The 15,079-nt window shown below is 42.7% G+C and carries 14 protein-coding genes; 3 read left to right on the forward strand and 11 right to left on the reverse strand.

All coding sequences use genetic code 11. From position 1 onward, the window contains the following. Positions 1 to 2 precede the first annotated feature (2 nt). A complete protein-coding gene (locus FMM05_RS17160; protein WP_143374650.1) occupies positions 3 to 656 on the reverse strand; it encodes an HD domain-containing protein in 654 nt (217 codons plus the stop codon). 323 nt (positions 657 to 979) lie between these two features. Continuing rightward, entirely contained in the window at positions 980 to 1,879 is a 900-nt protein-coding gene (locus FMM05_RS17165; RefSeq protein WP_143374651.1) for a histone deacetylase family protein, read from the reverse strand. 99 nt (positions 1,880 to 1,978) lie between these two features. Here FMM05_RS17165 and FMM05_RS17170 point away from each other — a divergent pair, with 99 nt between their 5' ends. Continuing rightward, on the forward strand, positions 1,979 to 3,169 hold the full coding sequence (locus FMM05_RS17170) for a serine hydrolase domain-containing protein (RefSeq protein ID WP_143374652.1): 1,191 nt from the start codon (positions 1,979 to 1,981) through the stop codon (positions 3,167 to 3,169). A 489-nt stretch (positions 3,170 to 3,658) separates the two neighbouring features. Beyond that, on the forward strand, positions 3,659 to 4,372 hold the full coding sequence (locus FMM05_RS17175) for a 3'-5' exonuclease (protein ID WP_143374653.1): 714 nt from the start codon (positions 3,659 to 3,661) through the stop codon (positions 4,370 to 4,372). Between the two features lie 92 nt (positions 4,373 to 4,464). Here the strand turns inward: FMM05_RS17175 and FMM05_RS17180 are convergent, their stop codons facing one another. After that, entirely contained in the window at positions 4,465 to 5,985 is a 1,521-nt protein-coding gene (locus FMM05_RS17180) for a hypothetical protein (protein ID WP_143374654.1), read from the reverse strand. Positions 5,986 to 6,111: 126 nt separating this feature from the next. On the opposite strand from FMM05_RS17180, the gene yiaA reads away from it, so the two are divergent. Continuing rightward, positions 6,112 to 6,585: an inner membrane protein YiaA gene (gene yiaA, locus FMM05_RS17185; protein WP_143374655.1), complete on the forward strand. Its 474-nt coding sequence runs from the start codon at positions 6,112 to 6,114 to the stop codon at positions 6,583 to 6,585. 125 nt (positions 6,586 to 6,710) lie between these two features. Here yiaA and FMM05_RS17190 read toward each other — a convergent pair whose 3' ends face one another. The 8 genes from FMM05_RS17190 to FMM05_RS17225 form a co-directional block, all read right to left on the reverse strand. Continuing rightward, positions 6,711 to 7,487: an enoyl-CoA hydratase/isomerase family protein gene (locus FMM05_RS17190; RefSeq protein ID WP_143374656.1), complete on the reverse strand. Its 777-nt coding sequence runs from the start codon at positions 7,485 to 7,487 to the stop codon at positions 6,711 to 6,713. A gap of 12 nt (positions 7,488 to 7,499) precedes the next feature. Further along, on the reverse strand, positions 7,500 to 9,002 hold the full coding sequence (locus tag FMM05_RS17195) for an ATP-binding protein (protein ID WP_235894425.1): 1,503 nt from the start codon (positions 9,000 to 9,002) through the stop codon (positions 7,500 to 7,502). A 4-nt stretch (positions 9,003 to 9,006) separates the two neighbouring features. After that, positions 9,007 to 9,558: a CopD family protein gene (locus FMM05_RS17200; RefSeq protein ID WP_185965619.1), complete on the reverse strand. Its 552-nt coding sequence runs from the start codon at positions 9,556 to 9,558 to the stop codon at positions 9,007 to 9,009. Continuing rightward, entirely contained in the window at positions 9,548 to 10,543 is a 996-nt protein-coding gene (locus tag FMM05_RS17205) for a hypothetical protein (RefSeq protein ID WP_143374658.1), read from the reverse strand. Before FMM05_RS17205 ends, FMM05_RS17200 begins: the two co-directional genes overlap by 11 nt. 12 nt (positions 10,544 to 10,555) lie before the next feature. After that, positions 10,556 to 11,893 (reverse strand): MATE family efflux transporter, encoded by a 1,338-nt coding sequence (locus FMM05_RS17210; RefSeq protein WP_143374659.1) that lies wholly within the window; start codon positions 11,891 to 11,893, stop codon positions 10,556 to 10,558. Then, on the reverse strand, positions 11,894 to 12,931 hold the full coding sequence (hemH, locus tag FMM05_RS17215) for a ferrochelatase (RefSeq protein WP_143374660.1): 1,038 nt from the start codon (positions 12,929 to 12,931) through the stop codon (positions 11,894 to 11,896). Positions 12,932 to 13,302: 371 nt separating this feature from the next. Continuing rightward, positions 13,303 to 13,854, reverse strand: a complete 552-nt coding sequence (locus tag FMM05_RS17220) for a transposase (RefSeq protein WP_143374661.1) — start codon at positions 13,852 to 13,854, stop codon at positions 13,303 to 13,305. A gap of 204 nt (positions 13,855 to 14,058) precedes the next feature. Next, the gene (locus FMM05_RS17225) at positions 14,059 to 14,931 is read right to left on the reverse strand and encodes a helix-turn-helix transcriptional regulator (RefSeq protein ID WP_143374662.1); all 873 of its coding nucleotides are present in this window, start codon (positions 14,929 to 14,931) and stop codon (positions 14,059 to 14,061) included. Positions 14,932 to 15,079 lie beyond the last annotated feature (148 nt).

Consider the following 15,079-nt stretch of genomic DNA (forward strand, 5'->3'; position numbering starts at 1 on the left):
CTTTATTTCTCGCCATCCCATTCGGCATAAAATTGCGAAAGGAAGCTTTCCATAAATGTATGGCGGCCCTTTGCGATTTCTTTACCTGTGGCGGTGTTCATGGTATTTTTAAGCAATAACAGCTTTTCGTAAAAATGATTGAGTGTAGGCGCTGTACTGGCCTTGTACTCCTCTTTAGTCATGTGCAGGTTGGGCGCAATAGACGGGTCATACAGCGCACGGTTTTTAAACCCTCCGTAATTAAAGGTGCGCGCAATTCCAATAGCCCCAAGTGCATCAAGCCTGTCGGCATCCTGAACAATATCCAGTTCGATGGATTTGTACTGCTTCTCAAAATTCCCACCTTTAAACGATATATTCTCTATAATAGCAGTAACCGCTGCTATAGTTGCTTCGGGAACATCCTGGCTTTCTAAAAATTCGCGTGCCACTTTAGGGCCCACGGTTTCATCACCATCATGAAATTTACTGTCGGCTACGTCATGCAGCAGTGCACCAAGTTGCACCACAGTACTATCGCAATCCTCGCCTTTGGCAATAAGCAGGGCATTGTTGTACACGCGCAGGGTGTGGAACCAGTCGTGGCCGCCCTCGGCACCGTTAAGTTGCTGCTGTACAAAGTTTTTAGTGTTTTCTATAAGGGATGGTGTTTGCATGATGGTGGGATTTGCTGCAAAAATACGCTTTGGGAATGGATTTAACCACAAAGGGCACAAAGGTTTTCACAATGACCGCAAGGTTAAACGCTTTGCTTAAAGAACATAAAGCTGTACGCCAAAGCCGATGTGAGTAAGCACAGCCGAGTGAAGCTAAGGCCTTAAACTTTGTTGCGTTAAGCAAAATATAAGTTGAAGCGTTAAGAACGATTTGCTGTTTGAGCGAAGCGAGTTCAAATCGTTTAGCTGAAACTTATATTTTGTAGCATAAGAAGTTAGAGCCTTGATTTTTTGGTTCTTTTGCATCAAGGCAAAAGAACAAGCTAATAAATACTCCGGGCAACCCTGTACGTATTAGCATGCGCCTCTATAATAACCTTAATTTCCGGACTATAGCCACCACCCATACTGCATTGCACAGGTATCTCTAATTTACGGGCAAGCGACAATACTATTTCGTCTCGTTGCTTGCAGCCATTAACGGTGCAGCCCAGCTTGCCCAGTTTATCGGTAGATAAAATATCAACGCCGCTAAGGTAAAAGATGAAGTCGGGTTTATGGCTGTCAATTAGCTTGGGCAAGGTTTCCTGTAAAATAGCCAGGTACTCATCATCAGGGGTATTATCAGGCAGGGCAATATCAAGGTCAGATACCTCTTTCTTAAATGGATAATTGGTCTTGCCATGCATGCTAAAGGTAAACACGTTGGGGTTGTGTGTAAAGATCTCGGCAGTACCGTTACCCTGGTGCACATCAAGGTCTACAATTAAAATTTTAGATGCAAGCTTATTATCCAACAGGTACTGCGCCGCAATAGCCTGATCGTTAAGCAGGCAAAATGCCTCGCCGTGCGTGCTGTAGGCGTGGTGCGTACCACCGGCAATATTAAACGCAATACAGGTTTGCAGCGCCTTTTCGCAACCCATTATAGTTCCTTGGGCAATGCGCAGCTCGCGTTCTACCAATTCTGCCGAAAGCGGGAACCCTATCTTACGCACCGCACGCTGATCGAGCGTAAGGTTAAGCAAATCATCCACGTACTCCTTTTTATGGATTGCAAGCACCGCAGCCATATCGGGCAGGCCGGGCGAAAAGAAGTCGGTTTCTGTTGCCGTGCCTTCCAGCAATAGCTGTTGGGGCAGCAGCTCGTATTTGATCATGGGGAAACGGTGCCCTTCCGGTAACGGGTGCTTGTAAATAGGGTGGTAGGCTATGGGTAGCATGCAAAAGGTTTAACTACAAAGGTAGTTTTTAGCGGGGCAACGGTTAGTTTACCTTAACAAATTTTATGTAAATTCGTACCAGCACTTTAACCACCTGTTATGAAAAAATTCCTGCTTTGGTTTGTTGGCATCATTGCCGTTATTGTAGCCCTCCTATATATTTTTAATGTAGATTACCTGCTTAAGGCAGTGCGCGTGGTGTACCTGCACGGTAAAACTACGGCCTACCTGGATGACTATACCCATTTTGATAACCGCACCATTAAAAAGGGCACACCGCAGCCGTGGCCGCAGTCGGTAGACTACAACAAAGTACCGGGCACTAAGAGGCTTGAGGACGTTAATAAAGAGCTGGGCACTGTTGCCTACCTTATTATTAAGAACGACAGCATTTGGCACGAAAGCTATTATGATGGCTATGGTGCCAACTCAAAATCGAACTCTTTTTCTATGGCGAAAAGCGTGGTAAGCGCCGCAATGTTTAAGGCTATTGAAGAGGGTAAAATAAAAGGCCTGGACCAAAAGGTGGGTGATTATTTTCCTGAATTTAACAAGGGGCTTGCCGCCAAACTTACTGTGGGCGACCTATCGAGCATGGCTACAGGGATGGACTGGGATGAGGCCTACAGCAGTGCCTTTAGCATTACCACGCGGGCTTATTTTGGCGATGAACTGGAAAAAACGTTACTAAACATTGCCATTACCCACGAGCCGGGGCAGGCGTTTGAATATAAAAGCGGCGCTACCCAGTTGCTGGCTATGGTTATTGTTAAAGCTACGGGCCAACACCTATCAGATTATGTGTCGGATAAGTTCTGGAAGCCTATGGGTGCCGAAAATGATGCCCTATGGCAGCTTGACCATGATGGCGGGATTGAAAAAGCCTACTGCTGTATAGGCAGCAACGCCCGCGATTTTGCCCGTTTTGGCAAGTTGTTTGAACACAACGGCAAGTGGAACGGCACGCAGGTGTTAGACAGTACCGATGTTGCCAAAATGGTAAACCCCCGCTTTGCCCAATCGCCGCAATACGGCTATGGCTGGTGGCTTAACAACTACCTGGGCAAAAAAATATACTATATGCGCGGACACTTGGGCCAGTTTGTTATTGTGGTGCCCGAAGATAATGTTATAATTGTACGCCTGGGCCACACCAAAGGCCTGCAAACGGACACCGACCCGCACAGCAACGATTTTTATGTTTATGTGGATGAAGCCTATAAAATGATGGGCAAAATGAAACCGGAAGACGGTAAAGGGAATGGGTTGGCGATGACGAAGGGGGAGTAAGTCCTCATCCGAAGTACGCTAAAAGTCCTCTCCCCCAACCCCTCTCCGAAGGAGAGGGGAGCGAGCTGCACTCAGGTGAAGTATTGAGCGCAGTAGTGTTATTCTGAACGCAGTGTAGCGGATCCGAAGAATCTCGTTAGTTTGAAAACAGTATAAAACCTCACCCCCGGCCCCTCTCCGAAGGAGAGGGGAGCGATGAACGGGTATAGTTGAAAAGTTCGTTATGGTAAAACAGCTGAATATGCTACCTCGCTTCTTTGGAGAGAGGGAACGATGAACATATAAGAAGTGTTATAATAGAAATAAAAGAAGTCCTCCCCCCCCGGCCCCTCTCCGAAGGAGAGGGGAGCCCGGAACGGGTAGAGTACGGCAACTCAACATCATTATAGTGTGGTTGAGTATAGCTGCCCCTCTCCTTCGGAGAGGGGTTGGGGTGAGGTCAGGAAATGAAAAAGTTGAGTGGTTCATAACCACAGGAAATTATATAGAATGATCGAAAAAATAAGATTAGAGCACATACTCTTTTTAGATATAGAAACCGTGCCGGAGCAGGAAAACTTTAACCTGCTGGATGATGATACCCGCGAGCTGTATGCTCTTAAAACGCAATACCAGCGCAAAGACGATTACACGCCTGAGGAATTTTATGACCGTGCCGGCATTTGGGCGGAGTTTGGTAAGATAGTGTGTCTTTCTGCGGGGTACTTTACTTTTAAGGGTGATATACGCCACTTTAGGGTAACGTCTTTTTGTGGGGATGAACCCAAGATATTAAAAGACTTTAGCAACCTGCTTAACAACCACTTTAACCAGCCACAGCACATTATGTGCGGGCACAATGCCAAGGAATTCGATTTTCCGTTCATTGCCCGCCGTATGATCATCAACCAGCTACCTATACCCCAAAAGCTGAACCTTTTTGGCAAAAAGCCGTGGGAAGTGCCCCACCTTGATACCATGGAGCTTTGGAAGTTTGGCGATTTTAAGAGCTTTACCTCCCTAAAACTGCTCACCAAGATACTTGGCATACCATCGCCCAAAGGCGATATAGACGGTAGCCAGGTAGGGCACGTGTTTCACGTAGAAAAAGACATCGACCGTATTGTAACCTATTGTGAGAAAGATGTGGTTGCTGTGGCACAGGTACTCCTGCGCATGCGCCGCGAAGAATTATTGATAGATGATGAAGTGATACATGTTTAGATTTTTCAGTCGCAGTCACAGTTTCAGTGCTTAACCACGAAATATGAGGACCAGTCACAGTTAACACACTGCTTATTGCCCACCGCCTATTGCTAATTGCCCGTTGCCAATTGCTTATTATTTTCACTAAGCAACTCAAGCGTAACCTCATAGGTGTTTTTGCGCTTATCGACTTTAGCCAGCAACCATCCTAAAAAGCTTATTACAAAAATATCCTGTGGCTCGCCGGGTACCAGCATAGCGTGTATAGCCTGTGCAAACGCAGGCTGCGTGGCAATTTCAGGCTTAAGGATGTAGCGTTCTACCAGCAGGGCATACTCCATAACCCTGTCTTCCTTAACCTCAGTAAGGTACTTTTTGTAACGGCGCTTAAAGCTTTTAAGACGTGAGAGGGCGAGTTCAGTATGTTCAACATCGGTATACAACAAAATCTCCAGCAAACTCTTACGGATGGCCCACAGCATACCCAGCTTTTTTTCGTACCAGCTGTCGGTGTGTGCAAACTGCCCCATATATTTTAGGGCGGTACGGTCGTTTTGTTGCACCATAAACATGATAAGGCAAATGCGAAGGTCATTAACATCTACCGGGTCGGCTTTTGAAGGGGCACCCTTAAGCGCTTTCTCGGCAAGTTCGATCGCGATGCCCGGATTACCCGAAAAATTTTTGTTGAGTGCCGCCAGCAAAAAATACCTCAAACTAAAACGGGAATAATACCTGTTGTTTTGTTTTTGCATTTGCTCCAGCATTTTTTCCAGATACGTTTCACTAACATCGAATCTCAGAGTCCGAAAGTGAAAATTTGACATAAAATACAGGATATAGATGTGGTAATACAGCTGCCCCTCGCCCTGGTTATTTTTTGCCTTTATAAAGTCATAACTCTTAACAAAAAACGGCTCAATAAGGTTAAAATTAAAGTTGATGCTGGCATATTCGTTAGCAATGAAGAGCATCTGGTAAAGTGACTTGTAGGTAAGTGCTTCATCTAACGATACCCCAAGCGACTCCATTGTGCTGAAAATAAATGATTTAAGGTCTATCACTTTGCCCTTATATTGTATCTCTGCCAGCTCCCTGCGTAACAACGCATAGCCTATATTGAGTTGCTCTTCGCGTTGCATGCTCGCCCTATTAAGGTTAAACTTCTCTATAACAGCACTTAAGTTCACATCAGGGTTAAGGTGTGCGTACTGAATCTGGGTGTGGTAAATTTCATTAAGGAGGCTAAAGTACTCTAAGGCAGCAGCTTTACCTTCGGCTTTAGCCAAACACTTAAAGGCTGTTTTGGTAAGTTTATGCTCCAGGAAAAACCGGCTAACTACCAGTAAACGAAGCACTTCATGAGCCTCGCCGGTATTGGACTCAAAGGTACGGTTAGCCATAAACTCTACCAGGTTATCGTATAGCCTCTTGCGCAGGGCATGGTAAGCGTCGTTATTTTTAGCACCAGAATATAAATTTTTTAAGCTATTTATATCGTCAGTTTCTAATAATTTGAAAAGCTTGGTATTCTTGGTATCATTACGAGTGTTCTTATTCTTTAAAAATGATACAAATGCTTTATTATCATTGTAATTCATTAAGCTGATAATATCTGATACTGCGTTCATACGTTTCATTTATAATAGTAACTAAAACAAATTTAGCAATTTTATATCGTCAGTTTTATTTTAAAATTGAATTTTACGGGTTTATTTTTTGGCGGAGATTTGCCTTATAATTTAAAAACAAAAATTATGGAACCGCTAAAAACAAATGAAGTGAACAACACTTTTGAAACACGTAAAGAAAACAAGAACAACGGCCTAAGCCCGTTAAAACCAAGTAATGCCTTTGTGGGCGCCTCATGGATGGCATTACTCACCGGCACCGTGGCCTATTGTATCGGACTCTTTAATGCCGAGATGGGCCTTAACGAAAAAGGCTACTATTTTACCATCCTGCTTTTTGGGCTATTTGCCGTAATATCAGTACAAAAGAGTGTGAGGGACAGGCTGGAAGGTATCTCAGTAACCGACATTTACTATGGTATAAGCTGGTTCAGCACCGTGGCATCGGTAACCTTACTTATAGTAGGCCTCTGGAATGCCGAGCTGCTGCTTAGTGAGAAGGGATTCTTTGGTATGTCGTTCGCGCTGAGCCTGTTTGCCTCTATAGCTGTGCAAAAAAACACGCGTGACCTTAAACAATTTACAGATAACACTATATAAACGCTTAGCGGTAACCCCGTGGCGGCCTCCGGGTTGTTGCGGGGTTTTTATCTCTAAATCAACAGCTTACAAAATAAAAGCCGGCTAATAGTTTAGCCGGCTTTGTATGTTTAAAAGGGAACAAGTTACCTACCAGGAAACTCAGCTTTTCTTTTCTCTAAAAATGCCGTTGTACCCTCCTTAAAATCTTCGGTACCAAACGATTCGCCAAAGCCTGCTATCTCTACATCAAAGCCGCTTGTGGTATAGCTCGCGTTGATAGCTTTAATAGCTTTACTGATGGCTACGGGCGAATTCTTAATAATTTTAGCGGCTATAGCTTTACAAAAGTCTAACAATTCGGTTTGCGCTACTACATGGTTTACAAGCCCGTAGCTTAATGCCTCCTGTGCAGTTACCATGCCTGCCGTCATAATCATTTCCATGGCGCGGCCTTTGCCTACAAGCTGTGGTAAGCGCTGTGTACCTCCATAGCCGGGAATTACCCCAAGGGATACCTCCGGCAAGCCCATTTTAGCATTGTCACTCGCTACCCTAAAGTGCGCTGCCATAGCCAGTTCGAGACCACCGCCAAGTGCAAAACCGTTTACAGCCGCAATAACGGGGGTATCAAGGTTATGTACAAAGTCGAATAACAATTTCTGGCCTAAAGCCGCCAGCTGTTCACCTTCTTCAACGCTGAATTCAGAAAATTCGGCGATATCGGCGCCAGCCACAAAAGCCTTTTCGCCACTTCCCGTTACAATAATAACCCTGACAGACTTATCGTCATCAAAAGCGTTAAAAGCCTCGCTAAGCTCTACAATTGTAGCCTTGTTAAGCGCATTAAGTTTGGTAGGGCGGTTAATAGTTATAACGCCTATGCCGCCTTCGGCAGTTGTAATAATATTTTCGTAAGCCATAATAGTATATATTTAGTGGTTTGTTTGTTCTTTTTCAAAAGGTTCCTGCTGTATGATAGGCAGGGTTACAATAAACATTGTCCCTGCTCCGGGATCGCTGTTAAATGTTATGGTGCCGTGATAATTTTCTACAATATTTTTAATGATGCCCAACCCTAAGCCCATGCCGCTGTTCTTGGTAGTAAATTTAGGCTCAAAAATACGGTTTTTGTTCTCCATGCTAATACCCTTGCCGTTGTCGCGCACGGTTATCCTGGCATTGTTACCTTCTCGGAAAACGCGTACATCTACAGTAGGATGCGGTTCGCGCTCATCAATGGCCTGGGTAGCATTTTTTACCAGGTTAGTTATGATACGGATGAGTTGCGTACGGTCCATTCGCGTTACAATACGCGGCTCATCGGCATGAAAGGTTATGTAATTTTCGTTAAATATCTCCAGCGCCAGCTGCACGATCTTAACCACGTTCAGGGTTTCGTTTTGCTGTGCAGGCATAGAGGCAAAGCTTGAGAATGCCGATGCTACCGATGTCATGGTATCTATTTGCTGTATAAGCGTATCGCTGTATTCGTTAAGCTTTTGCTTAATGTTGGGGTCGGTTGGGTCAAACTTCCGCTGAAAGCTTTGTACCGTAAGGCGCATGGGCGTAAGCGGATTCTTAATTTCGTGGGCCACCTGCTTAGCCATTTCGCGCCAGGCTTCTTCCCGCTCCTTTTGGGCAAGTTTTGCGGCGCTTTCATCCAGATCTTCCACCATGTCATTATATGCGTGTACAAGCAGGCTTATTTCCTGTGGGGAGTCGCCCATGTCTATCTTTTCGTTAACCTCGTTAAGGCGGGTTTCCTTAATACGGTCGGATACTTCTTTGATCGACTTGGTAATGTAACTGGACAGGAAGTAGGCGATTATGACCGAAATAAGCAGCATGAACGAATACACCTGCATAAAACGGATTAGGAAGTTGTTGAGCTCTTTTTCGTAATAACCGTCGTCTTCTATATACGGCAGGTTTAGGATGCCCAACGGTTTAAATTTGGTATCTTTAATGTAACTGTAGGACGACCGGTACTTTACACCGCCTTCCGACTTTAAGTCGACATATCTTTTCTCGGCCGTGGACCGGATAACGCGCAGTATGCCCGAGGGTATGTTCTGGCTTACGGTATCTACACTAAACGCTGCTTTAGATGATTTTATGAGGTGCCCGTTAAGGTCGAATATATTAATCTCGGTACCATGAATGTTAGCCAGTTCATGGATGCGTTCGCGAAAAATGAGCGGAAGGTTCTCTGTATTTAGCGGATAAGTGGTATTGGCAAGAATGTAGTTAATGTGCTCTTTAATAGAGTTCTCCTTACGCTCTAAACGGTCCTGGTGGTATTGCTTGGCCTCATTTTTAAACTGGTATATAGAAACAATGGCTATAAGCAATGAGGCTATAAGGGTAATGAATATCATAGAGAGAAATATCCTTACCCGCAGCGACCAGCGTTTTATCTTAAACTTTTCTTTCATCCGCTCAGGAGTTGTTCCTCTCACGTATCTTCTTGTAAAATTTGTAGCCCAGCATAATCAGTATGCTAAAGGCCATGATGCCCACCACGCCATATATCCAGTTGATGGCATTTTTTAAAATTACCAAAAAAACCACGGCAAACAAAATAAGCGTGGCACCTTCGTTCCATAAACGCATAAAGCCTGTGGAGTGCTTAACCTCATCACGCTGTAATTGCTTAAATATCTGATGGCATTTTAGATGGTACAGATACAGCAAAAACACAAAGCCCAGCTTAACGTGCATCCACGGCATTTGCAGCCAGGCGTTGCCCGTAGGGGTAAAAAACAGCATCCAATAGGCGAAGATACTGGCTAAAACAGCGCTGGGCCAGGTAATAATATACCACAGCCTGTAGCTCATAAGCTTGTATTGTTTAATGAGGATCTCTTTTTCGGGCGAAGGCTTACTATTAGCCTCTATATGGTATACAAACAGCCGCACTATGTAAAACAACCCGGCAAACCAGGTAATTACAAATATTAAGTGCAGCGATTTTATGTAGTTATAATCCATTATTCATATTATTATCAAATTTTCCGCTATTCAAGTCTTTCAGAAATTGCTCGTCTTGATTAATCTGCTCTTTAATTTCATCCTCTGAAAGATCGGGCATTGATGCAAACCATTCGATTAAACCTTTAACCTCTAAATCATTTTGTTTCAAATTTTTAAAAAAGTATTTATATCTATCTGGAATAAGATTATTTATTGATTCAGATTGTACGTCTTCAAAGAAACCAGACATAGGACCATTAAAACCGAATTTTTCAAAAACTGGCAATGGAACTAATAAAACCGGATTGTATAAACAAAGTATCACAACAATTTCTTCTACACAAGTAATAAATGAATCACAAAATGCAGAAAGAGTAGTATAATTAATTCGTGGAGCAGAAGTTCCGCTCATAAAAAAATTTGTTTGGTTTAATTCCCGATATCCTTTAAGTTGACCTCTGTTGTGAGCAAAATCTGAAATATGCCAATAGAATTTTTTCAAATTATCTGACCATTGGTATTTATCGTTTAAATCTTTAAATCTTCCTGACCTAATCAATTTGATAAGCATAGTTGACACAAAAGGTGTGTCGGCCTGAGAATTCATCCATTGCCTTGCTTTAGTTTCATTGATATGTTCAGAAGTTAAGTACACTGCCGTTAAGGTTAATTCTAATGCTCTACGTAAATCTGCAAACGCAGCCTTATAAGAACCAATTAATGCGTGTTTAATGGCATGATCAAGTTCCATTTGAGTTTCAGTAGCAGGAAAATAACCTATTCTTACCAAATCTTGAAAATCTGCTTTTATACCATCTATGTAATTATATTCAATGAAATTGATAGCCAAATCCAATTTATCAAAATTAGAGTATTTAGTTCTAATAAACTCTAAGCTGTTATTAGCTCGAGTTTCAATACCTTTTACAAAAACCTGCCCCTTCCTGTTTAAAGGAGAAGAATCGTATTTGTCAAAATCTTCATTAGTAAAGGCTTCTTCCATCGTGTAAATTATTTAATCCTTAAGTGTGGTATTCATTTCTTTTTTAAGGAAGATGCCTGTTACAATGGTACTCAGCACATCGGCAATAGGGAAAGCCACCCACACACCAAAAATACCAAAAAACTGCGGCAAAATGAGCACCAGCGGTATCAGGAAAAAGCCCTGCTTGCTAAGCGTTAGCAAAAGTGCCTTAACGGGTTTGCCCGCCGCCTGAAAATAAGCCGCCCCAACCAACTGTACCGCTATAATGGGCGATGCCGCAAATACCCACCGCAGTGCGCCCGGTGTTGCTTTAATAACTTCGGGGTCGGTGGTAAATACGGCAACAATGGGCTTTGCCAGTACCATGATGATGATAAATATAAAAATGGCGAGCCCACCCGCATACAGTATAGAAAGGCGTACGCTTTCTTTTACGCGGCTGGTATTACCGGCCCCATAGTTGTAGCCTGCAATGGGTAAAAAGCCCTGCGTAACCCCTAATACGGGGAATAATGCGAACATGAGCATGCGGCTTACGATACCGTAAATAGTAATAGCTGTTTCACCGCCCTGTGCAAAGAGCGTATGGTTGAGTATCACATTCAGCACACTTATAACCCCCTGGCGGGCAAAGGTTACAAAACTCATGGAAATTATTTCCCATGATATTTTTTTATCCCACACAAAATGGTGCCATTTAATTCTTAGTTCGCTGCGGTAAATAAAGAACCAAAGAATGTATAAAAAGCTCAGCACAAATGATGAGCCTGTTGCTATGGCAGCACCCATAATGCCCATATTGAGCACTTTTATAAAAAGTACATCCAGCACCAGGTTGGCTACCGTGCTTATAATCATGGCTATCATTGCGTGTTTGCTCTTGTCTTCGGCACGTATAACGTTGTTGCCCATCATGCTCAGCGCCTGAAAAGGCACTGCAATTACAATAGGGAAAAAGAACTCCTTAGCAGGTACGGTTATCTTTCCGGCGGCACCAAAAGCATATAGAATTTCATCGCTAAATAAAAGCCCGGCTACTACAAATAATGATGAGATAAGCAATGTCATCATCAGCTGGTGCGCAAAGGCAGATACAGCTTTATCCTTATCTCCTTTGCCCAATGCGCGTGAGAGTACCGAACTGCCCCCCACACCAATAGCCATGCCCAGGCTGCTTATAAAAAACGTTATGGGCATTACCACCGATAGTGCCGCAATGGCAAGAGAGCCAATCCACTGACCTACAAAAATGGTATCTATAAGTATGTTTACACTCATAAAGAGTATACCTACAGATGAGGGGATGCTCTGCTTAATAAGCAGGCTCTTTATGTCTTTTTTTTCGAGGTCTGTGGATGATACCGCCATTTACACAGCAGGTATTTCAGCATGGGCCCATTCGTTAATCCAGTTGGCCAGTACGCCAATCCATTCGCCGTTATCGTTAAGGCAAGGTACGGCGTGAAACTCTTCTCCGCCGTTTGCTTCAAAATCTTCTTTGGCGCGCATGGCAATTTCTTCAAGCGTTTCCAAACAGTCAGATACAAATGCCGGGGTTACTACTGCCAGCTTTTTAATGCCTTTTGCCGGCATTGCATTTACCTCAACATCGGTATACGGGTCCAGCCACTTATCGCCCGAAAGGCGCGACTGAAACGTTTGTGAGTACTTTTCCTTAGGTATGCCCAGCTGCTCTACCACAAGGCGGGTAGTTTCGTAACACTGGTGGCGGTAGCAAAACGCATGTGCTGCCGAATCTGTTACGCAGCATGAACCATCTATTTTACAGTGTGATTTGGTAACATCGGTTTTACGGATGTGCCTCTCAGGAATACCGTGGTAGGAAAACAAAAGATGGTCGTAATCAAAGCCTTCTAATCCTGATTTTATAGAGTTGGCTAATGCCTGTATGTAATCAGGTTTATTGTAAAAGGCCGGTACATCGGTAAATTTCATCTGCGGAAATTTACTTTTGCGTACTTCTTCTGCCTTTACCAATATAGTTAGCGTAGATGCCATAGCATATTGCGGGTACAACGGAAAAAGCAATACCTCTGTAACACCTTTATCGGCAAGTTCCTGTAAGCCTGCTTCTATAGATGGCTCGCCATAGCGCATGGCAAGTGCAACAGGCATTTCTACTTTTTTTTGCACCTTATCATGCAGCCTTTTAGACAGTACGATTAATGGCGAACCTTCGTCCCACCAAATTTTTTCGTAGGCTTCCGCCGACGATTCCTGCCTTTTTCTAAAAGTAAGAATGATGCCGCGCACCAAAAGTGCACGCAGCAAAAAAGGGACATCTATTACATATTTGTCCATTAAAAATTCGTCTAAGTAAGGCTTAACGTCTTTAGGTGTTGGGCTCTTAGGCGACCCCAGGTTTACTAACAGTACTCCTTTCATCTGTGTGTTGTATGTATTTGTTTGTTTGCGCCAGCCGTTGGCTCTCAAAAACCATGCGAAAGGCGTTGTATTTGTTTTATTTAACTCTTTATAATTTTTGCACATGCTATGGTTCTCAACCTGCAAGGTCTTTGAGACCTTGTAGGTTTAAATATAACCTTACTTTTTACACCTACAAGGTTTTAAAAACCTTGCAGGAGTTGCAATGAATTCAGTTCGTATAACATGTTCCGATTCTTAACCTGTAAGGTCTTCGAGACTTGCAGGTTTAAATGTAATCTTATGCTTTTTTTACACCTACAAGGTTTTTAAAACCTTGCAGGAGTTGCAATGAATTCAGTTCGTATAATATGCTCCGGTTCTCAACCCCATCATTCCAGCATAAATTTTTCTTCCAATAAATCATTCTTTTGCTGGTGGACAAATTTAAAATTCTCTCTATCCCCAAAAAGCTCCAGCACCTCATCCCGGTTTAGCTTTGTTTCTTTATCAGACAAAACTGTATTATAAGAAGAGTATTTAAAACTTGTAAAATCCATATCAAAATGATGTTTCGGGTTTAAATGTATGTATACAATTAACTGTCTTAAATAAATCTCATCGTCAATCCTGATCCTTTTAAAATGTTTCTCGAATAAACTTCCCGTTCTGCCTGTTGCCTTATTAAAGGCTTTGGCATAAGCATTAAATAAATTAGATAACGCCTGGGTAACTATATCACCATCTGAATTAACAACTAACAAAAAATGAAAATGATTATCCATAAGGCAGTAAGCATAGAAAGTAGCTTTGTCACTTAGATATTTATCTATTAAACGTAAAAAGTATTGCTTGTTCTCTTCTGTTTTAAAGATAGTTTCTCCATTTATCCCACGATTATAGATGTGATAAGTATGCTCTTTAACTAATGGCTCTAATTTCAATTTTACCCAATTACGATATTAAATCTATTCTTTTTAAATACTCCTACAAGGTTTTAAAAACCTTGTAGGAGTTGCAGGTAAATCCAGTTCTTATAACATACCCCTATTCTCAACCTGCAAGGTCTTCGAGACCTTGTAGGTTTAATTAAACCTCATATTTTTTATACCCACAAGGTTTTAAAAACCTTGCAGGAGCCACGGTACCTACACCTTCTCTACCATACTCATTAAATACTTTTTAGGCGTGGTGCCAAATTTCTTTTTAAAGGCAGCAATAAAATGGCTGGCGGTACTGTAGCCTATGCGCAGGCCAACCTCGTTTACATTATACGAACCGCTATCGAGCAGCTTGCGGGCGTAATCCATTTTATAGTCGAACAAAAAGCTGTACACGCTATCACCATATATCTGGCGAAAGCCCATTTTAAGCTTCTTAAGGCTTATACCTACCTGATCGGCCAGTTCGTCGAGTCCGGGCGGTTCAGCCATGTTGGCAATAACAATATCCTTTGCCTTGCGTATCTTTATTACGTTCTCTTCGTCTATCAAAAACGGGCACTGCTCTGTATTGGCGTCTTCTGCACGGTTAAAGTACAGGCTCAGCAATTCGTACACCTTGCCCTTAAAATATAATTTTTTAATGGACGGGTGCAGGTTAAAATGGAACAACTGGCTCAGTCCGATTGCCATAGACGGGTTTATCTTTTCGTCTTTATAATACTTCTTATCGATGTTATCCGAACTTAAGAACGGAATATGGTCGGCCTGTTCAGAAAAGAATCCGTGGAATTTTTTTATCGAAATAAGTATTGATATTACCCAGCTGTGCGGGGCAATTTCCAAGTGCACGGGCAGCTCTTTTTGCGGGTTATATAAAAACAGAGAAAGTTCCTCCCGCAGGTCGAGCGCATAGCGGCCCTGGTTAAAAATAAACTTGGCCCGACCCTTAACACCAAAATGAAATTGTATCAAATCAGTATCTACTTCCCTTTCATAATGCGAGGTTTCGTCGCTGTTGTTCTCAAACCGCAGCACATAAAAACCTTCTTCTATCATTACCTCTTCGTGAGACCCCATAGCGGTATTTTTTTGAACGTCTTTTTGCTAATCCTGCTTATGTTTATTTAGAATAGTTCTAAACTAAGATTTCGCAAGGCGTTGATTTCATTGCAAATTTAGCGTATTTCGGCAAAAAACAACGCTTAAGGGTCAAAATATCCCACAG

It is taken from the genome of Flavobacterium zepuense (genome assembly GCF_007097145.1).
GTDB classification, from domain to species: domain Bacteria; phylum Bacteroidota; class Bacteroidia; order Flavobacteriales; family Flavobacteriaceae; genus Flavobacterium; species Flavobacterium zepuense.